This window comes from Streptacidiphilus neutrinimicus (assembly GCF_000787815.1).
Taxonomy (GTDB): domain Bacteria; phylum Actinomycetota; class Actinomycetes; order Streptomycetales; family Streptomycetaceae; genus Streptacidiphilus; species Streptacidiphilus neutrinimicus.
In genome coordinates this window covers 13247-36173 of sequence record NZ_BBPO01000007.1, presented here as the reverse complement: position 1 = coordinate 36173, position 22927 = coordinate 13247, and the positions used below count along the sequence as shown (strand labels likewise).

At 72.7% G+C, this 22927-nt stretch carries 26 protein-coding genes; 14 read left to right on the top strand and 12 right to left on the bottom strand.

Annotated elements, in window-relative coordinates:
* The first annotated feature begins 293 nt into the window (after positions 1 to 293).
* The 5 genes from TR48_RS07230 to TR48_RS07215 all read left to right on the top strand — a co-directional run bounded on the left by TR48_RS07230 (position 294) and on the right by TR48_RS07215 (position 3778).
* Entirely contained in the window at positions 294 to 1178 is an 885-nt protein-coding gene (locus tag TR48_RS07230; RefSeq protein WP_042365084.1) for an alpha/beta fold hydrolase, read from the top strand.
* Positions 1179 to 1287: 109 nt separating this feature from the next.
* A complete protein-coding gene (locus tag TR48_RS44240; protein ID WP_170183518.1) occupies positions 1288 to 1440 on the top strand; it encodes a DUF8834 family protein in 153 nt (50 codons plus the stop codon).
* A 117-nt stretch (positions 1441 to 1557) separates the two neighbouring features.
* Positions 1558 to 2196, top strand: coding sequence for a DUF6758 family protein (locus TR48_RS07225; protein ID WP_042365083.1), 639 nt, complete (start codon positions 1558 to 1560; stop codon positions 2194 to 2196).
* Between the two features lie 129 nt (positions 2197 to 2325).
* Positions 2326 to 3174 carry a PHP domain-containing protein gene (locus TR48_RS07220; protein WP_042365082.1) on the top strand — a complete coding sequence of 283 codons (849 nt, stop codon included), beginning with the start codon at positions 2326 to 2328 and terminating at the stop codon, positions 3172 to 3174.
* A gap of 133 nt (positions 3175 to 3307) precedes the next feature.
* Positions 3308 to 3778, top strand: coding sequence for a hypothetical protein (locus TR48_RS07215; RefSeq protein ID WP_042365081.1), 471 nt, complete (start codon positions 3308 to 3310; stop codon positions 3776 to 3778).
* A 7-nt stretch (positions 3779 to 3785) separates the two neighbouring features.
* On the opposite strand, the gene TR48_RS07210 is transcribed toward TR48_RS07215, so the two are convergent.
* The gene (locus TR48_RS07210; RefSeq protein ID WP_084728950.1) at positions 3786 to 4424 is read right to left on the bottom strand and encodes a suppressor of fused domain protein; all 639 of its coding nucleotides are present in this window, start codon (positions 4422 to 4424) and stop codon (positions 3786 to 3788) included.
* Between the two features lie 33 nt (positions 4425 to 4457).
* On the bottom strand, positions 4458 to 5414 hold the full coding sequence (locus TR48_RS07205) for a DMT family transporter (RefSeq protein ID WP_052442459.1): 957 nt from the start codon (positions 5412 to 5414) through the stop codon (positions 4458 to 4460).
* A gap of 155 nt (positions 5415 to 5569) precedes the next feature.
* Here TR48_RS07205 and TR48_RS07200 point away from each other — a divergent pair, with 155 nt between their 5' ends.
* From TR48_RS07200 to TR48_RS07185, 4 genes are all read left to right on the top strand, one after another.
* On the top strand, positions 5570 to 6109 hold the full coding sequence (locus TR48_RS07200) for a hypothetical protein (protein WP_042365080.1): 540 nt from the start codon (positions 5570 to 5572) through the stop codon (positions 6107 to 6109).
* Between the two features lie 368 nt (positions 6110 to 6477).
* Entirely contained in the window at positions 6478 to 7797 is a 1320-nt protein-coding gene (locus TR48_RS07195; protein ID WP_042365180.1) for a magnesium transporter MgtE N-terminal domain-containing protein, read from the top strand.
* Positions 7781 to 8467, top strand: coding sequence for a DUF1003 domain-containing protein (locus TR48_RS07190; protein ID WP_084728948.1), 687 nt, complete (start codon positions 7781 to 7783; stop codon positions 8465 to 8467). The genes TR48_RS07195 and TR48_RS07190 overlap by 17 nt, the downstream gene beginning before the upstream one ends.
* Positions 8468 to 8524: 57 nt before the next feature.
* On the top strand, positions 8525 to 9679 hold the full coding sequence (locus TR48_RS07185; RefSeq protein ID WP_042365079.1) for an Mrp/NBP35 family ATP-binding protein: 1155 nt from the start codon (positions 8525 to 8527) through the stop codon (positions 9677 to 9679).
* 147 nt (positions 9680 to 9826) lie between these two features.
* Here TR48_RS07185 and TR48_RS07180 read toward each other — a convergent pair whose 3' ends face one another.
* From TR48_RS07180 to sigE, 5 genes are all read right to left on the bottom strand, one after another.
* Positions 9827 to 10480 carry a hypothetical protein gene (locus tag TR48_RS07180; RefSeq protein ID WP_042365078.1) on the bottom strand — a complete coding sequence of 218 codons (654 nt, stop codon included), beginning with the start codon at positions 10478 to 10480 and terminating at the stop codon, positions 9827 to 9829.
* 93 nt (positions 10481 to 10573) lie between these two features.
* Positions 10574 to 11044 (bottom strand): sec-independent translocase, encoded by a 471-nt coding sequence (locus tag TR48_RS07175; RefSeq protein WP_042365077.1) that lies wholly within the window; start codon positions 11042 to 11044, stop codon positions 10574 to 10576.
* A 139-nt stretch (positions 11045 to 11183) separates the two neighbouring features.
* Positions 11184 to 12533 (bottom strand): S1C family serine protease, encoded by a 1350-nt coding sequence (locus TR48_RS07170; protein WP_236652046.1) that lies wholly within the window; start codon positions 12531 to 12533, stop codon positions 11184 to 11186.
* Positions 12534 to 12773: 240 nt separating this feature from the next.
* Positions 12774 to 13742, bottom strand: coding sequence for an anti-sigma factor family protein (locus tag TR48_RS45250; RefSeq protein WP_052442458.1), 969 nt, complete (start codon positions 13740 to 13742; stop codon positions 12774 to 12776).
* Positions 13739 to 14470 (bottom strand): RNA polymerase sigma factor SigE, encoded by a 732-nt coding sequence (gene sigE / locus TR48_RS07160; RefSeq protein ID WP_439654446.1) that lies wholly within the window; start codon positions 14468 to 14470, stop codon positions 13739 to 13741. Before sigE ends, TR48_RS45250 begins: the two co-directional genes overlap by 4 nt.
* A gap of 315 nt (positions 14471 to 14785) precedes the next feature.
* Here sigE and TR48_RS07155 point away from each other — a divergent pair, with 315 nt between their 5' ends.
* Positions 14786 to 15421 carry an O-methyltransferase gene (locus TR48_RS07155; protein WP_439654451.1) on the top strand — a complete coding sequence of 212 codons (636 nt, stop codon included), beginning with the start codon at positions 14786 to 14788 and terminating at the stop codon, positions 15419 to 15421.
* 92 nt (positions 15422 to 15513) lie between these two features.
* Here the strand turns inward: TR48_RS07155 and TR48_RS40075 are convergent, their stop codons facing one another.
* A complete protein-coding gene (locus TR48_RS40075) occupies positions 15514 to 15681 on the bottom strand; it encodes a DUF3117 domain-containing protein (RefSeq protein ID WP_075003713.1) in 168 nt (55 codons plus the stop codon).
* Positions 15682 to 16040: 359 nt separating this feature from the next.
* On the opposite strand from TR48_RS40075, the gene TR48_RS07150 reads away from it, so the two are divergent.
* Positions 16041 to 16841: an enoyl-CoA hydratase-related protein gene (locus TR48_RS07150; RefSeq protein ID WP_042365075.1), complete on the top strand. Its 801-nt coding sequence runs from the start codon at positions 16041 to 16043 to the stop codon at positions 16839 to 16841.
* 6 nt (positions 16842 to 16847) lie between these two features.
* Here the strand turns inward: TR48_RS07150 and TR48_RS07145 are convergent, their stop codons facing one another.
* Together TR48_RS07145 and TR48_RS45245 are read right to left on the bottom strand one after the other, a co-directional pair.
* Entirely contained in the window at positions 16848 to 17417 is a 570-nt protein-coding gene (locus TR48_RS07145) for a DNA-3-methyladenine glycosylase I (RefSeq protein ID WP_042365074.1), read from the bottom strand.
* Entirely contained in the window at positions 17414 to 17944 is a 531-nt protein-coding gene (locus TR48_RS45245; protein ID WP_063770929.1) for a DivIVA domain-containing protein, read from the bottom strand. The genes TR48_RS07145 and TR48_RS45245 overlap by 4 nt, the downstream gene beginning before the upstream one ends.
* Positions 17945 to 18031: 87 nt before the next feature.
* Between TR48_RS45245 and folP the strand changes: the two genes are divergently transcribed.
* The gene (gene folP, locus TR48_RS07135; RefSeq protein ID WP_042365073.1) at positions 18032 to 18907 is read left to right on the top strand and encodes a dihydropteroate synthase; all 876 of its coding nucleotides are present in this window, start codon (positions 18032 to 18034) and stop codon (positions 18905 to 18907) included.
* A gap of 42 nt (positions 18908 to 18949) precedes the next feature.
* On the opposite strand, the gene TR48_RS07130 is transcribed toward folP, so the two are convergent.
* Positions 18950 to 19807, bottom strand: coding sequence for an LOG family protein (locus TR48_RS07130; RefSeq protein WP_236652045.1), 858 nt, complete (start codon positions 19805 to 19807; stop codon positions 18950 to 18952).
* 119 nt (positions 19808 to 19926) lie between these two features.
* Positions 19927 to 20967: a succinyl-diaminopimelate desuccinylase gene (gene dapE, locus TR48_RS07125; protein ID WP_042365173.1), complete on the bottom strand. Its 1041-nt coding sequence runs from the start codon at positions 20965 to 20967 to the stop codon at positions 19927 to 19929.
* Positions 20968 to 21261: 294 nt separating this feature from the next.
* Here dapE and TR48_RS07120 point away from each other — a divergent pair, with 294 nt between their 5' ends.
* Positions 21262 to 22278, top strand: coding sequence for a VldE C-terminal domain-containing protein (locus TR48_RS07120; RefSeq protein WP_052442457.1), 1017 nt, complete (start codon positions 21262 to 21264; stop codon positions 22276 to 22278).
* 304 nt (positions 22279 to 22582) lie between these two features.
* Positions 22583 to 22927 (top strand): hypothetical protein (locus tag TR48_RS42995; RefSeq protein WP_052442456.1); only part of this gene is annotated, 345 nt, incomplete at its 3' end.

Sequence of the window (22927 nt, the reverse complement as noted above, 5' to 3'; positions counted from 1 at the left end):
GCGTCGCAGCGTCCGCCTCGCCGAGGCGGCAGCGGCGGCCGCTGCCGCGGAGGCGGCCGAGGCCGCGGCGACGAAGCGCCCCCGCGCCCGCACCCGCGCCTGACGTACCCACAGAGACGGCGCGGCGGGAACCCTCCCAGGGGGCCCGCCGCGCCGTTGGCATGTGGCCGTCGCTTGCGGCCGTTGGGAAGTGGAGACCCGGCGACGCCCAGGAGCCTGCAACGACACCCCACGGACATCTCCCCTGGCTACGCTCGACTCCGCACGCCGCACCGCCAGGAGGTTCCAGCCCTATGAGCACGCCGCCCTTCCTCACCTTGCCCGCCTGTGCGCGAAGCGTTCGCCTCGGCACCGCGCGGGGCGAGTTCGCTGCGCTGCACGCCGTGCCCGAGGGGCGGCCCGCGACGGCGTTCGCGCTGCTCGTGCCCGGGTTCACCGGCAGCAAGGAGGACTTCATCGCGCTGTTGGAGCCGCTGGCCGAGGACGGATTCGAGGTGATCGCCATCGACCAGCGGGGGCAGTACGAGACGGGCGGGCCCGACGACGTCGAGTCGTACACGCTGGAGGAGTTCAGTCTCGACCTGCTGGCCGTGACCGCAGAGCTGCGCGAGCGGGCGGCCGGGCGGCCGCTGCACCTGGTCGCGCACTCCTTCGCCGGATACGTCGCGCGGGACGCTGCGCTGCGGGCGACGGGCTCGCCGCTGCCGTGGGCCTCGCTCACGCTGCTGAGCACCGGACCGGCAGCCGTCGGGCACGGCGAGACCGAGCGCGCGAAGCTGCTGCTTGCCGCCCTCCCGGCGATGACGCTGGAGGAGATCTGGCAGGCGATGCAGGAGATGGACGAGGCGAGCGGCGCGAAGGTCCGGCTGGACCCGGAGATCGCGGACTTCATGCACCGACGCTGGCTGGCGAACGTGCCGGGCGCGCTGGCGGCGATGGCGCAGCGGCTGATCTCCGAGCCGGACCGGGTGGACGAGCTGGCCAAGACCGCGCTGCCGAAGCTGGTGATCTCCGGCGAGACGGACTACGCCTGGCCGGTGGAGCTGCAGGCGCAGATGGCGCTGCGGCTCTCCGCCGAGCACATCGTCGTGCCCGGCGCCGGGCACTCGCCCAACGCGGAGCGGCCCGCGGGGACGGCGGTCTCGCTGTCCGCCTTCTGGACCAACGCCGTCAGCTGATTCGCCGTCAGGCCGGTGGCCTGTGGCGATACGCAGGTTTAACGGCATGCTAACCGCGGCGCATCAGGGGTGGCTCAGGCTGGTACCACACAGCAGAAGGGAGAAGTCCATGCGCTTCGAGATCTTCCGCCTCGACGAGAACGGAACGGCGGTCGGGGACAGCCAGATCGCCGAGGCCGAGGCGGTCCGGTCGATCGTCGAGCACGCCGCCGCGACGGGCGACCGCGTCTACATCCGACCGCTGCGGAACGCCTCTGTCTGACCGCTCCGGCGGCTGTCTGACCGCTCCGGCGGCCTCGGTCCGTCCCCCGAAAGTGGCGTCCCCCGCGCGGGTGATCGTCCTTGACGGAGCGGGCGGGAGAGAGGACCGTGTTCCTCTATGAGGGGCGAGCCCAGTTGCCCTAGGTGCGGGGGCCGAGTCCGCGCCCCGGGGTTGTTCACCGACACGTGGCAGTGCGACAGGCACGGGACGGTCTATCCCCTGCAGCCGATCGTCCCGCCGAGCGTCGAGGCGCTGGGCGTGGCCGTCGCCAGGGCCGAGGTGCCCGTCTGGCTGCCCTGGCCGCTGCCGGTGGGCTGGCTCTTCACGGGGATCGCGCATGCGGGTGACGACGTTTCGGGAACGCGGGCGACAGCGGTCGCCTGCTCCGGCCCCGGTCCTCTGGGCGGGCCGGGAGAGCTGCTGCTGATCGCCGAGGAGCTCGGCGTGGGCCTCGGCGCGCGCTACGCCGGGCTGCCCGGGCCCGATCCGGGCGATGCGATCGCGGTGAACCGACCGCCCCATGCGAAGGTCCTAGCGGCGGGGCGCCCCACGGCGCTGTGGCACGTGCCGGACGCCCCGGACGACCGCGCGGTCTTCGTCGGCGAGGCCCGCGGCCTGTGGCTCTGGGCGGTGGTCTGGCCGGAGCGGTCCGGCCTGCTGATGTACGACGAGCTCGTCCTGACGGATCTCCGCGACGCGGGGGCGGAGCTGGAGCTCCTGCCCTGCGGGGCGCTGTCCCCGCGGATCCTCAAGTAGCGGATCCTGGGCCGGCCACGGCTGCCGCACCCGGCTGCCGCACCCGGCCGGGGCCCGTGGCGCGGCTCCGGGCGCACGCCGCTGGACACGCCCCCCGGAGGGTCGCGGCGCTCCCCTACCCTGGACGGCATGCGTATCGATCTCCACGCCCACAGCAACGCGTCCGACGGCACGGACTCCCCTGCCGAGCTCGTGCGGAACGCCGTCGTCGCGGGCCTGGACGTCGTTGCGCTGACCGACCACGACACCACGGCGGGCTGGGCCGAGGCGGCGGAGGCGCTGCACGGGACGGCGCTGACGCTGGTGCCGGGCGCGGAGCTGTCGTGCCGGGTCGAGGGCATCTCGATGCACATGCTGGCCTACCTCTTCGACCCGGAGGAGCCGGCGTTCGCGCGGGAGCGGGAGCTGGTGCGGACGGACCGCGTGAGGCGCGCGCAGGCCATCGTCGAGCGGTGCCGCGCGCTCGGCGCGCCGGTCACCTGGGAGCAGGTCGAGCGGATCGCGGGCCGCGGAGCGGTGGGGCGGCCGCACATCGCCTCGGCGCTCGTCGAGGCGGGCGTCGTCGCGGACGTCGACGCCGCCTTCACGAAGGACTGGCTCGCCAACGGCGGGCGCGCGGACGTGCCCAAGCGGGAGACCGATCCGGCCGAGGCGATCGCGCTGGTGCGCGGGGCGGGCGGGGTGGCGGTGTTCGCGCACCCGGGGGCGTCCAAGCGCGGCCGGACGGTCTCGGAGGCGACGATCGCGGACCTGGCCGCAGCGGGACTGACGGGGCTGGAGATCGACCACATGGACCACGACGAGGAGACGCGCGCCCGCCTGCGCGGGCTCGCGGCCGAGCTGGGCCTGCTGGCCACCGGGTCCTCGGACTACCACGGCAGCCGAAAGGCCGTCAGCCTCGGTGCGAACACCACGGATCCGGCCGTCTACGAGGCGCTCGTCGGCCTCGCGACCGGGGCGAAGCCGATCACCGGCTGAGCCCGCCCCGCCCGGTCGGGGCGTGTCCGAAATCCCGTCAGCCGGATGGCTGGAAAACCTGCTAGCCTCTGGCGTCTCTCGACGGGCGCCGGGGATACGCGCCCGTCCCTCTTTTCTCTCTCGGGGTGGGTACGTGGCGATTCGCCGTGCAAAGCAGAAGCAGCAGGTCATCGAGAAGCTCTCGCAGGTCGCCCCGCCCGGGGAGACCTTCATGGCGTGCGTGCACGTGGAGACCGGGCCGAGCCCGTGGCTGAACGCGATCTTCGACGAGATCCCGGTGGTCGGGATGGTCGTCGCGTTCACGCGCCGGTTCTACTTCCTGACGCTGACCAACACCTCGATCGTGGTGAACTCCGCGAGCCGGTGGACCAACCGCCCGGGCGAGGTCGTCGCGGCCTTCCCGCGTCAGGCGTTCCCGGTCAGCCGGATCAACCGGGCGACCGTGTGGAGCTCGATGTACGTCGAGATGACCCCGGGCGCCAAGCCGACCCGCCTGAACATCCACCGCTACTGGCGGGACGAGCTGGACCAGCTCCTCGGCGCGCTGCCGCAGGCGCAGATCCCCGCGCAGGGCGGCGCCCCGACGGGCCAGCCGCAGTTCTGATCCGACGTCACGCGTCGCCGAGCGGTACGGACCTGCGCTGCTGATCGCGCAGGTCCGTACCGTGGCGCAGCCACCGCTCCTGGAGTTCGGCGGCGCCGTGGACGCGCTTGTGGGCGGCCTCGTTCGGGGTCATCGGCAGCAGCGGCAGAAACCGGACCGCCTCGGCGGGCTCGGGCAGCTCCAGGTCCTCGACCAGGCCGCCCGGTTCGGCGACCAGGAAGGACGTGAAGGGCGCGCCCTCCCAGAGCGGTTCGCCCAGATCCAGCGAGGCGCCCGGCGCCACGACCAGCCCCTCCACCTGCGGCGCGGCCGCGAGCGTGGCCAGCGGGCGCAGCAGCCCGTCCTGGCCGCCGCGGACGGTGACCACCAGCTCCACGCGCGGGCCGGCGATCGGGTCCGCCACCAGCGCGGTCGGGTCGTTCATGGGCGAGGCGGACATCCCGAGGGTGGCATAGCGGTACAGCCCCTCGGCCTGCGGGAACCGCAGCACCTCGATCCGGTCGGTGCCGAGGAACGTGATCGCTGCGCGACCGTCCGGCTCACCGAAGGTGCTGATGAGGCGCGCCTCGACGGCGGTGAGGACGGCGTCCGGCGCCGACGCGTCGGGCGAGTCGGACGGGTGGGGTGAGTCGGCTGCGTGCGGCATAGGCAGAGCCTACGGCGTCACCCGGCGGGCCGTTCAGGAGCGCTGCCCGGCCCGGATGATCAGCAGCAGGCCGGCAAGGATCATGGCCACGGCCGGGTAGACCGCCACCGGCGGCAGCTGGCCGAGCCAGACGGCGGCGATGAGCGCCGCCCCCGGTGTCTCCAGCAGGATCGCGGTGGAGACGAAGGACGGCCCGAGCGTCCGCACCACGCGGTTGCTCAGCGAGTGTCCGAGGAACTGCGCCGACGCGGTGAGCAGCGCGATCTGCCCCCAGGCGGTGGGGCTGTAGCCGGTGAGCGTCTGCCCGGAGAGCAGGCAGGCGACGAGCAGCAGCAGGCCCGTGGTGGCATAGCAGACGAAGGTGTAGGCGGTCGTGCTGACGGTCCGCCGCACCTCGCTGCCGAGCAGGAAGTACCCGGACGCGGCCATGCCGGCGCCGAGGGCGAGCAGGTCGCCCAGCACGGCGCGGGAGGACATGGTGAGGTCGAAGCCGGTCAGCAGCACCACGCCCGCGAAGGCGAGCCCGATGCCCACCCAGACCACGCGCGGCGGACGGTGTCCGCGCAGTCGCAGGTAGAGCGTGGTCCACAGCGGTGTGGCCGTGCAGAGTGCGGTCGAGGTGGCCACGGAGGTCAGCCGCAGGCTGGGCAGCCACATCGCGAAGTGCAGCGCGAGGAAGGCGCCCGCCGCCAGCGAGAGCCGCACCGTCCGCTTGGTCATGGCGCGCAGCTCGCCGCGGTGCCGGAGCAGCGCGATCGGCGCGAGGACGCCGGTGGCGATGCAGTTGCGCCAGAACGCGATGGCGACGGCCGGGGCGGCGATGGCGCTGATCAGCGGCGCGGACAGGGCCACCCCGCCGACGGCGAGCGCGAGCAGTAGGAAGTCGATGCGCGGCACCGCCGACAGGTCCGGATGCACGCCCGGAGCCGGCGCGCCCGGCTGCGGCGCGACGGCCGCGGACGAGGGGGCGCTCTCGGCGGTGCTGGACACGGGCGACTCCTCGGCGCGACCACACAGGAACCGACAGGTTGACGGTCGGTAAGGGGCGTTTCCATGGTAGGTGACTGACAGCCTTGGCTTCTACGGGGTACCACGCCCTGGACAGTCGCCGCCGGCGGCGACAGGAGAACCAATACCCTGTGAGCATGACTGCTGAGCCGAGTGCCGAGCTGCTGGACCGCGCGCTGATCGAGGAGGCCGCGAAGAAGTCCGGTCTGCTGTGGGTGCGACGCGACGGCGGGCGCGATCGGGCACTGTGGCACGCCTGGGTGGAGGACGCGGTCGTGATCGTCGGCGACGGCGGCGAGCAGCCGCTGGACGGGCTGGGCGAGGACGTGGACCTCGTCGTCACCCTGCGGAGCCGCGACAAGTGGGGCCGCCTGGTCGCCTTCCGCGCCCGGACGGAGCTGCTGGCCCCCCGCTCGGAGGCGTGGCAGGCCGCGGTCGACGAGCTGAAGGGCAAGCGGCTCAACGCCCTGGACCACGACTCCGTCGAGGAGCGCTGGGCCGAGGGCAGCCGCGTGCTCCGGCTGGTGCCGCAGGGCCCCAGCGTCGAGCACCCCGGCGCGATGCCCGACTCCGCCCACACGGCGGCCCCGGTGCCGACCGCTGCGACGACCCGTCGAGCGATCCCCGCCGCCCTCCCCAAGCTGCTGCTCGGACGCAGGCGCCGCCGCCCGGCCTGAGCGCGGCGCCGCCCCGCTTTTCCCCGGCGCCCCGTCTCCCCGGCGCCCTGCCCTCCCGGCGCCCTGCCCTCCCGGCGCTCTGTCTTCCCGGCGCCCGGCCCGGGCGGCTTCGCCGCGTCCCGCCCCAGCGGCGGGACGGCCGGAACGGCAGCTCCAAGCAGCAGGGTGGGCGGAACGCGCTCGACCCGCCCGGCCCGACCCATCCGGCCCGACCCGCTCGGCGGACCCGCAGGGCGCAATCGCAGGCTGCACAAAAGGGGCAGACCTCCCATAGCAGGTAGCCTGGCCATCGGCAGCGACTCAGTCGCGCGGGGCCCGGGTCAGGGTCAGGGTCTGAGTCAGCAGCGTCAGGGAGGTATCGCGTGAGCGTGAGCGCAGGCGCCTCACGAGTCTTCGTCTCGCATCTGGCGGGGGTGGCGGTCTTCGACCCGAACGCCGACTCCGTCGGGCGCGTCCGGGACCTCGTCGTGACCCTGCGGCTCGGCGGACGGCCGCCGCGGGTGCTCGGATTCGTGGTCGAGGTGCCGGGCAAGCGCCGGGTCTTCCTCCCGATGAACCGGGTGACCAGCGTGGAGTCCGGCCAGGTGATCATGACCGGTGTCATCAACATGCGCCGCTTCGAGCAGCGTCCCACCGAGACGCTCTGCCTGGCGGAGCTGCTCGACCGCCGGGTCACCCTGCGCGAGACCGGCCCTTACGGCGAGGAAGGCGAGACCGTCACGGTCCTCGACGTCGCCATGGTGCGCACCAAGGGGCGGGAGTGGGAGATCGACAAGGTCTTCGTCGAGAAGGGCCGAGGCGGACGGCTGCGCCGCAAGGGCGAGGCGATGACCGTCGAGTGGTCGGCGGTCACCGGGTTCGCTCTGCGCGAGGAGGACCAGGGCGCGGCCAACCTGCTCGCCACCTTCGACCGGCTCCGCCCCGCCGACCTCGCCAACGTGCTGCACCACCTCTCCCCCAAGCGCCGCGGCGAGGTCGCCGCCGCCCTGGACGACGAGCGACTCGCCGACGTCATGGAGGAGCTGCCGGAGGACGACCAGGTGGCGATCCTGGCCGGGCTCCACCAGGAGCGCGCCGCCGACGTGCTGGAGGCGATGGACCCCGACGACGCGGCCGACCTGCTCTCCGAGCTGCCGGACGAGGAGGCGGAGCAGCTGCTCCAGCTGATGGAGCCGGACGAGGCCGCCCCGCTGCGCCGCCTGCTCACCTACGCCGAGCACACGGCCGGCGGCCTGATGACCACCGAGCCGATCGTGCTGCCGCCGGACGGGACCGTGGCCGAGGCGCTGGCGCTGATCCGCAACGAGGACCTGAAGCCGGCTCAGGCCTCCGTCGTCTACGTGTGCCGACCGCCCCTGGAGACGCCGACCGGCAGGTACCTCGGTCTGGTCCACTTCCAGCGGCTGCTGCGCGAGCCGCCCTACACGCTGGTCGGCTCCCTCGTCGACCGCGATCTCGACCCGCTCACGCCCGCGACCGAACTGCCCAGCGTCACCAGCTTCCTGGCCACGTACAACATGGTGGCCGCGCCGGTGGTCGACACGACGGGCAATCTGCTGGGTGCGGTCACCGTCGACGACGTGCTCGACCACCTGCTGCCCGAGGACTGGCGCGAAGCCGCGCTGCACGGCGGCACGCCCCGCACCGACCACAGCGAGGAGGTGACCTCCGATGGGTCCCACATCTGAGCCGAAGCCGAGACGTGAACCGAAGCGCGAAGCGAAGCGTGAACCGAAGCGCGAAGCGAAGCGCGAACCTCGGCGAGAGCTGATCCGCGAGCTGAGGCACGAGTTCCGGTCCGATCCGAAGCACGAGCCCAAGCACGAGCCCAAGCCGAGCCAGAAGCGCCTGAGGCTCGACCAGCCGCAGCGCCCCTCCCGGCTGGGCCTGCCACAGCCCGACCCGGACGCGTTCGGGCGCCTGTCGGAACGCATCGCACGGTTCATGGGCACGGGACGGTTCCTGGTCTGGATGACGATGGTCATCCTGCTCTGGGTCGCGTGGAACGTGCTGGCCCCGTCGGGGCTGCGCTTCGACACGTACCCGTTCATCTTCCTGACCCTGGCCCTGTCGCTCCAGGCCTCCTACGCCGCGCCGCTGATCCTGCTGGCGCAGAACCGGCAGGACGACCGCGACCGGGTCAACATGGAGCAGGACCGCGCCCGTGCCAGCCGTACCGTCGCGGACACGGAGTTCCTCACCCGCGAGGTCGCCGCCCTGCGACAGGGCCTCGGCGAGGTGGCCACCCGCGACTTCCTGCGCAGCGAGCTGCAGCAGCTGATCAAGGAGCTGGACTCGCGCGACGGCGACGGACATCGGCCCGACGATCCGCGGATCGCGGCCTCCGACCTGATGTGACCCGCCGCACGCTACTGCCGGGTCAGTGCGACTCTTCGGCCGCCGTACCATTCCGTTATGGCAACCGACACTGAGGCGACCCCCATCGAGGAGTCCGTGCGCGCCGCGCTGGCGAAGGTGCAGGACCCGGAGATCAACCGGCCCATCACCGAGCTCGGCATGGTGAAATCCGTGGCGGTGGACGCCGCGGGCGGCGCGAAGGTCGCCGTCTGGCTGACGGTGTCCGGCTGCCCCATGCGCGACACCATCACCACCCGCGTCCGCGACGCGGTGTCCGCCGTCCCCGGCATCTCCTCGGTCGAGGTCGAGCTGGATGTGATGAGCGCCGAGCAGCGCAAGGAACTGCAGGCGACACTGCGCGGCGGCCAGGCCGAGAAGGAGATCCCCTTCGCCAAGCCCGGTTCGCTGACCCGCGTGTACGCGGTCGCGTCCGGCAAGGGCGGCGTGGGCAAGTCCTCGGTGACGGTCAACCTCGCCGTCGCCCTCGCCGACCAGGGCCTGAAGGTCGCCGTCGTCGACGCCGACATCTACGGCCACAGCGTCCCGCGCATGCTGGGCGCCGAGGGTCGGCCCACGCAGGTCGAGAACATGATCATGCCGCCGTCGGCGAACGGCGTGAAGGTCATCTCGATCGGCATGTTCACCCCCGGCAACGCGCCCGTCGTCTGGCGCGGCCCGATGCTGCACCGCGCCCTGCAGCAGTTCCTCGCCGACGTCTACTGGGGCGACCTCGACATCCTGCTGCTCGACCTGCCGCCGGGCACCGGCGACATCGCCATCTCGGTCGCCCAGCTGATCCCGAACGCGGAGATCCTGCTGGTCACCACCCCGCAGCAGGCCGCGGCGGAGGTCGCGGAGCGCGCGGGCACGATCGCGCTGCAGACGCACCAGACGATCGTCGGCGTCATCGAGAACATGTCGGGCATGCCGTGCCCGCACTGCGGCGAGATTGTCGACGTCTTCGGCACCGGCGGCGGCCAGACGGTCGCCGACGCCCTCACCCGCGCCACCGGCGCGAAGGTCCCGGTCCTCGGCAACATTCCCATCGACGTCCAGCTCCGCCAGGGCGGCGACGAGGGCAAGCCCGTCGTCCTCTCCGACCCGGACTCCCCCGCCGGCTCCGCGCTCCGCGCGATCGCCTCCAAGCTCGCCGGCCGCCAGCGCGGCCTCTCCGGCCTCTCCCTGGGGCTCACCCCGAAGAACAAGTTCTGAACCACCGGTCCACCGGCCTGCAACACAAGCGCCGATCATGCCCCTGAGCTGCGGGGCATGATCGGCGTTCGTCGTTGTCGGCTCCGACTCGCTCCCGTCGGTGTCGACGGAGAGGCGGTCCGGGCCCGGCTCCCGCTTGGTGGGCGGCTAGCCGCTGTAGGCGGCGAAGTCCGTGATCACGGTGAAGCCCAGGCCGTAGGCGCTGACGCCGCGGCCGTAGGCGCCGATGTGGGCGCCTTCGGCGTCGCCGGCGAGGACCCAGCCGTACTCGGACTCGCGGTAGCGGAACGGCTGAGGGGTGCCGTCGACCGGGAGGGTGAGCGAGGACCAGGCAGCGCTCTCCAGGTCGTCGGCGAGGTCCCAGGCGAGAGCCGTCTGCTGGTCGAGCCAGTCCTGGCGCAGCGAGCGCTCCATCGGGGCGTGCTCGGTCGCGGCGAGGAGGCCGGAGCCGGCCAGCCACGCGGCCGAGGAGACGGAGGTCGCCTCCAGCATGCCGGTGCCGTTCTCGAGGCGGCGGGCCTCGCGCCGGGCGACGGTCACCACGACGGCGAAGCGCTTGCCCTCCGCCGGGTCCTGCGCGAGGTAGGAGCGCACGGGCTCGTCCCCGTGGCCGAGGGAGCCGTAGTCGACGGTGCGGCCGTCCGGCGACGTGCCGGTGGCGCCGTACCAGCGGCGGCCGGTCCAGGCGTCGTCCAGGCCGTACCAGGGGAAGTCCACCCCCGAGAAGCCGGGCCCGGCGGACTTCGCCTCCGCGTGCGGCTGCTGCTCCTGCTCCGCCACGGTCTCGCTCGTGGTGTCCATACCGGCCTCCTTCTTGGTCCGCCCCGGCAGAAGATTACCGGGGCGGGCGGGGACGACCGTGTAGGGACGGGATAACGCGCGCGTGAGCCGCCGTCAGGTGGCCTCGAGGTCGTACGGAGGCCGCTCGTCGGAGGCGGCAGGAGCAGCCGCGCCGGCGGGGCCGGACGGCGTGGCGGGAGACGTGGACGCGGACGCGGCGCCCTCGGGGGCGACCTTGCCCAGCGGGTCGTTCCGGACGGACTTCACCGCCGTGGCGGCGTCGGTCGCGTCGCGGGTGAAGCCGTTCTTCAGCTCCTGGATCTCGTTCAGCCCGAACTCGTCCCCGTGCCGCTGCATCTGCTTGCGCACGAAGGTCTTCGGGTTGAGGTCCTGGAACTCGAAGTCCTGGTACTCCGGACCCAGCTCCTTGCGGATGTCCTCCTTGGCGCTGTCGGAGAACTCCCGGATCTTGCGGATGACGCCCATCGCGTCCTGGACCAGCTTGGGGAGCTTGTCGGGGCCGAAGATGACCACGGCGAGGACGACGAGCACCACCATCTCGAGTGGGCTTATGTCGAAGAACATGCGGTGGGCTCCCCTGCTGACGTGTGGACTGCTCCAGCGTAATCGCCCGGAGGGCCAGTCGTACCCGGTGACCGGTGAACCAGCGGTGTGAAAAGGGGAACGTGTCCGGCTTCGGACGGTCCGGCCGCCGTCCCTCCGCTCAGGCCTTGGTGGACGTCGAGTCGGTAGGCGCGGACGCGAGCTTCGCCTCGATCTTCAGGCTGGCGCCGTTCCGCAGCACCGTGAGCTCGGTCGTGCCGTTCGCCCTGCGGCCGCGGATCAGCGCGATCAAGTCGTCGGCATCGGTGACGGCGACGCCGTCAGCCGCCGTGATCACGTCGCCGACCTGCAGTTTCGACCCTGCGGCGTGCACGTCGGTGATCTTGGCACCGCCGTCGAACCCGCGGTCCAGGGTGACCCCGATGGTGGGCGGCGTGGCCCTGCCGCCGCCGATCAGCTGCGCCGCGACCGCGGTGGCCTGGTCGATCGGGATGGCGAAACCGAGGCCGATGCTGCCGCTGGTGCTGTCGCTCCCGTAGGGGTCGGAGCTGTCCGGGTCGGAGGAGCGGATCACCGTGTTGATCCCGATCACGGTGCCGCTGGCGTCGAGCAGCGGACCACCCGAATTGCCGGGGTTGATCGGCGCGTCGGTCTGCAGTGCGTCGAGGTAGGAGTGGCCGGCGGGCGAGTCGAGGCTGCCGGAGACGATCGGGCGGTCGACGGCGCTGACGATGCCCGAGGTGACCGTGCCGCGCAGGCCGTAGGGCGCGCCGATCGCCATCACCGGCTCGCCGACCTGGACGTTGTCGGAGTCGCCGAAGGTCGCGGGGCTGAGCCCGGAGACGCCCGCGACGCGCAGCACCGCGAGGTCGCTGCCGACGTCGCGGCCGACGATGATGGCCGGGTGGTGCTGGCCGGTGCTGAAGGTGACGGTGATCGCGCCGGGGGTGCCCTGCGGAGCGATCACGTGGTTGTTGGTGAGGATGTGGCCGTTGGCGTCCAGCAGGATGCCGGTGCCCGTGGTGCGCCGGCCGCCGGCGTCGACCTGGAGGTAGACCACGCCGGGCAGCACCTGGCTCAGCACGGCCGCGGTCCGGTCGGCGCCCTTGGAGGCGGAGCTCGACGCCTGGTGCAGAGTGAGCCGGCCGCCCTCGGCCGCGCCCTCGACGCCGACCCCGAGGCCCCCGCCGATGAGACTGGCGACGACCACGACGAGGGCGATGATCATCAGGCCCCTGGACGAGGTGAGCGCGGGTACGGGGCGGCCCAGCCGACGACCTCCCGGGCCGTCGCCGCCGCCCCACGGGCCGTCGTTCGGGTGCTGGGCCGCCGCCTGCTCGCCTGCCGGGCCGTGGCCCTCGTCGTCCCCGCCGCTCTCGGCGTGCACGGGGCTGCCGAAGATCGCGCCGCGCTGTGCCGCCGCGCCACCCGGGTGGCTCCACCACGCGGGCGCGAGCCGCTGGGTACGCTGCGGCGCCTGCGGCTCCTCCAGCTGGTGTTCCGCTGCCATGCCGAACTGCTCCTCCACGCCTGCTGCCCTGGCATTGAAACAGGTCGGGGGCGATCGAGGCTACGCCCACGTGAATGTTCCCAGTTAACGAACAGGTGACTGAACAGCCCACCGACAAGCGGCCTCGCCGGCCCCGACCGACCCCTGACCTGCGGCGTCGGCGCAGACGCGTCGGCCCGTACCGCGAGGAGCGCGGTACGGGCCGACATCGGGACGGGTGGCGGGGTGCGCGAGCGCCCGCTAGCGCAGCTCGGCCGCCGGGTAGAGGTTGGGCGGCATGCCCGGGCGGGCGAGCGGGGCGTGCTGGTTGGCGGCGGTGCGCTCGCGTGCGTCGTCGACGCGCGCGGCGTTGTAGGCGAGCTGCCCGCCGGCCGGGGCGTAGTTGGCGGACGGCGCGTAGTTGTTGGACCCGGACAGCGGGGCGACGTCATGGGGCGCCTCCGACGTGGCCGTGACGCCGGTGAGGGCGCTGCTCAGGGTGACCGCGGCGACGGAGAACGCGCCTGCGGCGGCGAAGACCAGCCGTCTGCCGCGCGGTGCGGCGGGCGCGCTCGGCGCGACCCCGACCACGGCCGTACGCCCCGCACGCTCGGCCCGGGCCGAGGCCTCCTCGGACGTTGTCATCAGCGGGCCCGAAGGGTCCGATCCGGCACGCAGCCGCGCCGCTATCGGACGCTCCCCGCGCGGCTCGCGGCCGCGCTCGCGCCGGGCCCGCGGGTCCATCCCGGGCACCGGGCGGTCCGCTCCGAGCGCGCCGTTGCCGAAGCTGCTGCCGCGCAGACCACCGCTGCCCAGGCCGCCGGACATGCCGAAGCCGGTTCCGGGGTGGGCGCCCGACCCGCCGAAGAGGGAGCGGACGCGCGAGGGCGGGCCCTGGGGCGGGCGCGGGTCACCCTCGTCGTCATCGGCGGCGGAGATGGCCATCAGGCGGCTCAGGAAGACGTTGCTGGGCTCCGGCGGCAGCACCTCGCGCAGGCGCGCCTTCAGACGGCGCTCCTCCTCCGCCTCGGCCAGGCAGTCGGGACAGGTGGCCAGGTGTGCCTGGACGCGCTCGCGCGCGCCGTGGTCGAGCTCGCCGTCGACGAAGGCGGCGAGGCGGTCGCCGAGGTGGTGCTCCTGCGGCGGCGGGGTCGTGACGGCGACGGAAACCTGGGTCACCCGCAGCTCGCCGACCTCCGACCGCGGGACGCGGCGGGCCTGCTCGCTCACGAGGACCGCCCCCTGTCCATGGCGTCGGCTGCCAGCAGCTGGGCCTCGGCCTCGACGTCCACGCCGGCCCGGCGCTCACGGCCCCCGCCCGCGCCGGGGGCGCGGTGCTGCAGGGCTGCGCGCAGGTGCGCGCGACCGCGGTGGATGCGGCTGCGGACGGTGCCGAGCTTGACGCCGAGCGTCGCGGCGATCTCCTCGTAGGACAGGCCCTCGATGTCGCAGAGCACCACGGCGGCCCGGAACTCCGGCGCGAGCGTGTCGAGCGCGTGCTGCACGTCGGCGTCGAAGTGGGTGTCGTGGAACTGCTGCGCCGGCGACGGCTCCCGGCTGGGCAGCCGCTCGGCGGCGTCCTCGGCCAGGGCGTCGAAGCGGATCCGCTGCTTGCGGCGGACCATGTCGAGGAAGAGGTTGGTCGTGATCCGGTGCAGCCAGCCCTCGAACGTGCCCGGGGTGTACGTGGACAGCGAGCGGAAGACCCGGACGAAGACCTCCTGGGTGAGGTCCTCAGCGTCGTGCTGGTTGCCGGTCAGACGGTAGGCGAGGCGGTACACCCGGGCGGAGTGCGTCTGGACGATCTCCTCCCAGCTGGGCGGGGTCCAGGCAGTCGCGGCGCTCTGCTCGTCGAAGGACGCGGTCTGCCCCTCGGGAACGCCCTGCAGGGCGACGGGGAGGCCGTTCGACTCCGTCGCGTCGACGGGCGCGTTCTCGGGCTGCGACTCACTGATCACGGGCTTCGGCGTGCGGGCCGGCGCGGGGCCGCGATGACTGCGCGAACGGGCGCCCCCCTCAGCCACACCTCCTCTATCGGCTCTTCTGCCTAGCAGGGCCACCACCATATCCGCACCACCCGTTAGCACCGGATAAAAGCCAATCACCATACGACCCACCTGCGGCGCTCCGTACACACCCGTACGCCGGGAGGGCCGACGACCGGGTGTGAACCCGGCCCTCATCCCCTTCCAACGGGCGGGCCTTGATCCCGGTTCCGCCTCTCTCCACTAACCTGTGGCCAGAAATCGACACTGGTCAGCACGGATCGGTGGATCGGCACACAACTCGGCTCAGCGCGGGAGGAAGGCATCAGCGGCTACGGGCAAGCGGACCCGGCCCTCGCCGACGCCTACGCGGTCGAGGACCCGGTACTCGAGCGCGCCCGCGAGATGTCGCTGCTGTCCTCGGTCCGTCCGGTCTCTCCGGGCAGCGGGGCCGCACTGCGGCTGCTGGCGGCGGCGGCCGGCGCGCGGGCGGTCGTGGAGATCGGAACCGGCGCGGGCGTGTCGGGCATCTGCCTGCTGCGCGGGATGCGGGCGGACGGCATCCTCACCACCGTCGACGTCCAGCCCGGTCTGCAGCGGCAGGCACGCGAGGCCTACGCGGCGGCCGGCTTCGCGCCGAGCCGCGCCCGGCTGATTCCCGGCCCGGCCCTGGAGGTGCTGCCCCGGCTGGCCGACAGGCAGTACGACCTCGTCTTCTGCGACGGCGATCCGGCGGAGACGACGGGCTACCTTGCTGAATCGTTGCGCCTGCTGCGACCTGGGGGAACGGTCTGCTTCGAGGGCGCCCTCGGGGTCCGTTCGGCGACCGTGCGGGAGCTGATGCGGCAGGTGCGCGAGCATCCGGACCTGATACCGGCGCTGCTGCCGGTCGGAGACGGTCTGCTGGCCGCGGTCCGTCCCTGACCCGGGTGCCGGGCCCCTGTGCACAGGCCGAAGGCCCCTCTCCCACGGTGGGGACAGGGGCCTTCGATGGAGGATCTGAGCGGGGTTCGGCCTCAGCCGCACACCTTCTTGAGTGCGTCACCGAGCGCCTCGGCCTCGTCGGGCGTCAGCTCGACGACGAGACGTCCGCCGCCCTCAAGCGGAACGCGCATGACGATGCCCCGCCCCTCCTTGGTCACCTCAAGCGGGCCGTCGCCCGTCCGCGGCTTCATGGCCGCCATGCTCGTTCCCCTTCCTGCACCTGCTCCACCGGAACCGGCGGCCCGTCCACCGCCGGTTTCGAACGCACTGATCGGAGTACCAGTATCCCGCATTCGACCGTCCGATGACCAACGTCACGCATCACGCCAGCCCCAGGGACCTCCTCCGTGCACGTTCGGACGGACCCGAACACGCTCGCCGACCGCACCTCAGTTCCCCTCCCCCGCCGGGCCTCTACGGCTGAGTGAGCCCCCCTCGCGTTCCACGCGGGGGATGCGGGAAAGTGGGCTACGTCACATCTTCCCCGGGGTATCCGATCCGTCATGCTGACCGGGGCACCAGCCGGTGACAGAGCTGGACGAAAAGTGAGGAGACGGACGTGGCCGACAGCGTGCTGTACGAGATCGAGGACGGGCTGGCGACGCTGACCATCAACCGCCCGGAGGCGATGAACGCCCTCGACACGGCGACCAAGGTGGCCCTGCGCGACGCCGCGACCGACGCGGCGGACAACCCGGCGGTCCGTGCGGTCCTGCTGACGGGCGCGGGCGAGCGCGCGTTCTGCGTCGGCCAGGACCTCAAGGAGCACGTGGGCAATCTGGCCGCCGCGCGGCAGGGCGGCGGACCTGCGCTCTCCACCGTCCGCGAGCACTACAACCCGCTGGTCACGGCGCTGGCGACGATGCGCAAGCCGGTCGTCGCCGCGATCAACGGCGTCGCGGCGGGCGCGGGCGCGGCGCTGGCGTGGGCCTGCGACTTCCGCTTCCTCGCGGCGCACGGCGGCTTCAACACCTCCTTCGCCGGCGTGGCGCTCAGCACGGACTCCGGCGCGTCGTGGACGCTGCCGCGGCTGGTGGGCCAGTCGAAGGCGATCGAGCTGCTGATGTTCCCTCAGACCGTCAAGGCGGAGGAGGCGTTGGCCCTCGGACTCGCGCACCGCGTGCTGCCGGGTGCCGAGTTGATGGACGAGGCCCGCGCGTTCGCCAGGCAGCTGGCTGACGGTCCGACGGTCGCCTACGGCGCGATCAAGACCGCGGTGGCGTTCGGCGCCGGCCACACGCTCGTGGAGACCCTCGCCAAGGAGGAGGAACTCCAGACCCTCGCAGGCGACTCCGCGGACCACCAGATCGCCGTCGAGGCCTTCCTCGCCAAGCAGGCCCCGCGGTTCACGGGCCGTTAGCCACGGTCATCGGGCGAAGCAGTCCGTCAGGTGGTCGTTGACCAGGCCGCAGGCCTGCATCATCGCGTAGGCGGTCGTCGGGCCGACGAACCGGAAGCCACGGCGCTTGAGTTCCTTCGCGAGCGCCGTGGACTCCGGCGTCACCGCGGGGACGTCCGCCAGGGCCTTGGGGGCGGAGGGCGCCGGATCCGGCGCGTAGCTCCAGATCAGCGCGTCGAGGGTGGTGTCGTCCAGGGCCAGCAGCGCACGGGCGTTGGCGATGGTGGCGACGATCTTCGCCCGGTTGCGGATGATGCCTTCGTCCGCGAGCAGCCGACTGACGTCGGCGTCGTCGTAGGCCGCCACCTTGGCCGGATCGAACCCGTCGAAGGCCCGGCGGAAGCCCTCCCGGCGACGGAGGATGGTGATCCAGGACAGGCCCGACTGGAACGCCTCCAGCGCGAGGCGCTCGTAGAGCTCGAGGTCCCCGTGGACGGGCTTGCCCCACTCCGTGTCGTGGTACTCCAGGTAGTCGGCGGTCGACAGGCCCCAGGGGCAGCGCAGCAGGCCGTCCTGGCCGCGGATGGCCTCGCTCACTGCTCGTCGTCCTTCCGCGGTGCGTCGGCCGCCTCGGCCGCCTCGGAGGACTCCGCGGACGGCTCGCCGGAGGAGTCGACGGACGGCCCGGCGGACGGGCCGGCGGACGGCTCGCCGGAGGAGTCGGCGGACGGCTCGGCGGGAAGCCCCGCCGGGGGCTCCGCGGCCGGGACGACCTGGGTCGGCTGGTAGGCGGCGCGCCGCTCGGTCGCGACCGAGCCCGCCGCGCCGGGAGAGGCGAGGGCCGCGGCCAGCGCGGTCTCCAGCTCCTGGACGCGGTGCTCGCGCTCGCTCAGCTCCGCGGCCATGCGGTCGAGCGCGTCGTCGACCTCGTCCATGCGGTAGCCGCGCAGCGACATCGGGAAGCGCAGATCGTCGACGTCCGTGCGCGACAGCGGACGGTCCTGCGGCAGGCGCGCGGCCAGGCGGTCGCGTTCGGCCTCGGGGAGCGAGCCGCCCGCGCCCAGCGCGGCCAGCGCGGCCGCGCCGACGACCAGCACCATCAGGACGAGGATCAACCAGAACACGGGCCCACTCCAGGCTGCCGGTGGGGGATCATGGACGAGCCCCAAACGTAACGACAGCCATCATGGCGCACCAGCCCGGGAGGACGCATGGCCAGCACGGCCCTGAAGCTCGGTCGGCGAACCTTCGGACCGGACGAGCTGGTGATCATGGCGATCGTGAACCGTACGCCGGACTCCTTCTTCGACCAGGGCGCGACCTTCGCGGACGAGCCGGCCTTCGCCGCCGCCGACCGCGCGGTCGCCGAGGGGGCCGCGATCCTCGACATCGGCGGCGTGAAGGCGGGCCCCGGGGAGGAGGTGACGGTCGAGGAGGAGCTGCGCCGCACCGTCCCCTTCGTCGCGGCCCTGCGCGAGCGTCACCCGGACGTCGTGCTGAGCGTGGACACCTGGCGCCACGAGGTGGGCGAGGCTGTCTGCGCGGTGGGCGCGGACCTGCTCAACGACGCCTGGGGCGGCGTGGACCCGCAGCTCGCCGAGGTGGCCGCGAAGCACCGGGTCGGACTGGTCTGTACGCACGCGGGCGGCGCCGAACCGCGTACACGGCCGCACCGCGTCGAGTACGCGGACGTCATGGCGGACATCCTGGAGCGGACGGTTCACGGCGAGGCGGAGCGCGCCCTCGCGCTCGGCGTGCCGCGGGAGTCGATCATCATCGACCCGGGACACGACTTCGGGAAGAACACCCGCCACTCGCTGGAGGCGACGCGACGGCTCCCGGAGATGACCGCGACGGGCTGGCCGGTGCTGGTCTCGCTGTCCAACAAGGACTTCGTCGGCGAGACGCTGGACAAGCCGGTCGGCGAACGGCTGCTCGGCACGCTCGCCACGACGGCGGTCTCGGCCTGGCTGGGCGCGCAGATCTACCGGGTGCACCAGGTCGCCGAGACGCGCCAGGTGCTCGACATGGTCGCCTCCATCCGCGGCACCCGCGAGCCCGCGGTCGCCCGCCGCGGGCTCGCGTAGCCGCCAGGCCAAGCCACCCCTGGTACCCATGTGCCTGCGTGGCTACTCGGGGCTGTGGGCGGGCTGCGCGTGGCCGTTGGTGCGGCTCACCTCGAGGATCTTGATGGCCTCCTCGACGGAGTCGGTGCAGCTGATCAGCTCCAGGTCGCCCGGGGAGGCCTTGCCCTCGGCGACCAGGGTGTCCCTGACCCAGTCCAGCAGGCCGGACCAGTACGCGGTGCCGAAGAGGATCACCGGGAACTTGGTGACCTTGTGCGTCTGGACCAGCGTCAGGGCCTCGAAGAGCTCGTCGAGGGTGCCGAAGCCGCCGGGCAGCACGATGAAGCCCTGGCTGTACTTCACGAACATGGTCTTCCGCACGAAGAAGTAGCGGAAGTTCAGGCCCAGGTGGATGTAGTCGTTGAGGCCCTGCTCGAAGGGCAGCTCGATGCCCAGCCCGACGGAGGTGCCGCCCGCCTCGAAGGCGCCGCGGTTGGCCGACTCCATGGCCCCCGGGCCGCCGCCGGTGATCACCGCGTAGCCGGCCTCGGCGAGCGCCCGGCCGATCTGGACTCCGGCCGCGTACTCGTCGGAGTCCGCCGCGGTCCGGGCCGAGCCGAAGACGCTCACCGCCGGACCGAGCTCGGCCAGGGCGCCGAAGCCCTCGACGAACTCGGACTGGATCCGCATGACCCGCCACGGGTCGGTGTGCAGCCAGTCGGACGGGCCGGCCGAGTCCAGCAGGCGCTGGTCGGTGGTGCTGGTGTCCACGTGCTCGCCGCGCAGCAGTACGGGACCGCGGTGCTTGATCCGCACCTTGCCACGCAGGCGAACCTCGTGGCCGGGCCCCGTGCCGTTCCCGTTGCCGTTGCTGCTCCCGTTACCGGGCCCCATGGGCTGGATGCTGCGCTCGTCTGTCATACCTCCGCAGCGTACGACGATCAATCGACGAACGGGGGTATGACAGGAGGCGACTTCCGGACCGCTCACGGGCACCGGTCACCGGCGGTACACGCAGGCGGGCCGGGTTCACACAGCGTTCAGGACTGCAGCCAGGCCCGCAGCCGCTTCTCGGTCTCCTCGATGGCGGCCAGCGAGCAGTGCTCGTCACGCTTGTGCGCGTAGTTCGGGTCGCCGGGACCGAAGTTCACCGCCGGGATGCCGAGCGCGGAGAAGCGGGCGACGTCGGTCCAGCCGAACTTGGCGGTCGGGGTGGTCGAGGTGGCCTCGACGAAGGCCGCCGCGGCCGGCTGGGACAGGCCCGGCAGGGCGCCGGCGGCGAAGTCGGTGACGACGACGTCGAATCCGTCGAAGACCTCGCGCACGTGCGCCTCGGCCTGCTCGGGGGATCGGTTCGGGGCGTAGCGGAAGTTCACCACGACCAGGCACTCGTCCGGGATGACGTTGTTGGCGACGCCGCCCTCGATGCGGACCGCGTTCAGGCCCTCGTGGTACTCCAGGCCGTCGATGACCGGGCGCTGGGCCTCGTAGGCGGCCAGCCGTTCGAGGATCGGCGCGGCCTTGTGGATCGCGTTGTCGCCCAGCCAGGCGCGGGCGGAGTGGGCGCGCTGCCCGCTGGTGCGGATCTCGGCGCGCAGGGTGCCCTGGCAGCCGCCCTCGACCTGCGCGTTGGTGCCCTCCAGCAGCACCGCGAAGTCGGCGGCGAGCCACTCGGGGTGGTTGCGGGCGAGCCGGCCGAGGCCGTTTCGGCGCGCCTCGACCTCCTCGCAGTCGTAGAAGACGAAGGTGATGTCCCGGTTGGGCTCGGGCACCGTCGCCGCGATGCGCAGCTGGACGGCGACGCCGGACTTCATGTCCGAGGTGCCGCAGCCGTAGAGCAGGTCGCCCTCGACGTAGGAGGGCAGGTTGTCCGCGATCGGCACCGTGTCCAGGTGACCGGCCAGCACGACGCGCTCGGCACGGCCGAGGTTGGTGCGGGCGATCACGGCGTTGCCGTCCCGCTCCACGGTCAGATGCGGCAGCTTGCGCAGCGCCACCTCGACGGCGTCGGCGATCACCTGCTCCGAACCGCTCACGGAGGGGATGTCGACCAGCCGGGCGGTCAACTGTCCGCCCGTCATGCTCAGATCGAGCTCGGGGACGACGGTCGACTCGGCGGACTGCTCGGCGGACTCGGGCGCATCAGGACGGCTCATGAACATCCAGCCTACGTGGGTTCTCCTCACCACGCGCTCAGCTCCGACTGGAGCGCGGTGCAGCTCACAGGTACGCAGGCGAACCGTAGTCCCAGCTGGACCGTCACAGTCGGTAGGGTGACCAGTCGGCCGGACCTGACCGACTGTGCCGACCTGAGCGGCGCGTCACGCAAACGTCGCGCCGCCGAGAACGTAGCGCCGCCGGAGAAAGGACGCCGGGTGAGTCTGAGCGAGATGATGGACGACGGCGACGATTTCCCGCCGCCGCGTCGGCGTCGGCGCTGGCTGGCCTGTCTGCCCGTGCTGGTGCTCGTGGTCGTGGCGGCCGTCGTGATCGGCTACCTGATCGGCAACGGCGGCAACCTGCTGCCCGGCCCCCTCTCCGAGGGCTGCGAGGTCGACACGACCGACGGCGTGGTCCAGCTCAGCCTCGACCAGATGCAGAACGCCAGCACCATCGCCGCCGTCGCGACCTCGCGCAACCTGCCCGAGCGGGCGGTGACCATCTCCATCGCGACCGCGATGCAGGAGTCCCGGCTGACCAACCTCGGCGGCGGCGACCGCGACTCGATCGGCCTGTTCCAGCAGCGGCCCTCGCAGGGCTGGGGCACGCCGGAGCAGATCAGCGACCCGGTCTACGCGACGAACAAGTTCCTGGACAAGCTGGTGGCCATCCCCGGCTACGCCCAACTCCCCCTCACCGAGGCGGCGCAGGACGTCCAGCACAGCGGCTTCCCGGATGCCTACGCCCAGCACGAGGCGGACGCGACCACCCTGTCCAGCGCGCTGACCGGCCGGGTCCCGTCCGCGATGAGCTGCACGGTCGACGGCGTCGGCACCTCCCCCTCCGGCAGCGGCTCCACGACGCTGCAGGCGGAGCTGAAGAAGGACTTCGGCCGCGTCGTCTCCACGACCCCGTTGGGCGCGAGCTCCGGCGCAGGGTCGTCCGGGTCGGGTTCCGGCTCGGGGACCTCGACCGCGCCGTCGGAGCAGCTGCTGGGGGTCGCGATCCACGGCAGCGCGTACCAGTCGGAGCGCGGCTGGGCGGTGGCGCAGTGGTCGGTGGCCCACGCCAAGACGCTGCACATCACCGAGGTCCAGTACGCCGGGAAGCAGTGGTCCAGCTCCGATTCCGACAAGGGCTGGGTCTCCACCGGCTCCGCGTCCGCGAGCGCGGCGGCCGGTTCGGTCGGATCCTCGGACGCGGCGAGCGGCCTGCGGATCACCGTCGCCTAGCCGGGACTCAGTCGAACGGCGCTCCCGAGGGGTGAAGCGGAACGCTCGGGGTTGACGAATACGGCCATTCGGGTCGAGTCGGCGGAATTTTCTCGCTTCGCCGGGGTGCACCCCTGGCGGGCGTGCGGAGAAACCTTTCGTCGCCTGCGCTGGCGGCTGTCGACATACCAGACATCACCGGACATAGGGTTGCTCCGCTTGGCGAACTCTTTACCCGACGTGGCCGCAACCTTCTTGCTCCTGGGGCGGTAATCACCACGTCCGCCCGGCGGACGGGTTCTGTCGTCCCTTCTCAAGGAGCACCATGTCTCTCCCCATCTCGCGCCGGATCGTCCAGGCCGCGCTCGTCGTCGCGGCAGGTGCGGTCCCGGCTGTCGCGGCGGGCACGGCTCAGGCCGCCCCCGCGCTGCCGTCGGTGCCCGACCTGGGTGGGCTCAGCCAGCTGAACTCCGCTCCCGACCTCGGCGGCTCCCTGGAGAGCACCGCGCACCAGACCGGTCAGCTGGCCGGCACGGGTGTCGGCGAGGCGGCGCGCGACGGCGTCCCCGTCGTCGCGGACGCGGCGGGTCACGCCGCGGGCCAGGCCGTCCCCGGTGGCGACCGCTCGATGGGCTCGTCCGTCACCGGGCTGCTCGGCACCGCCTCGCAG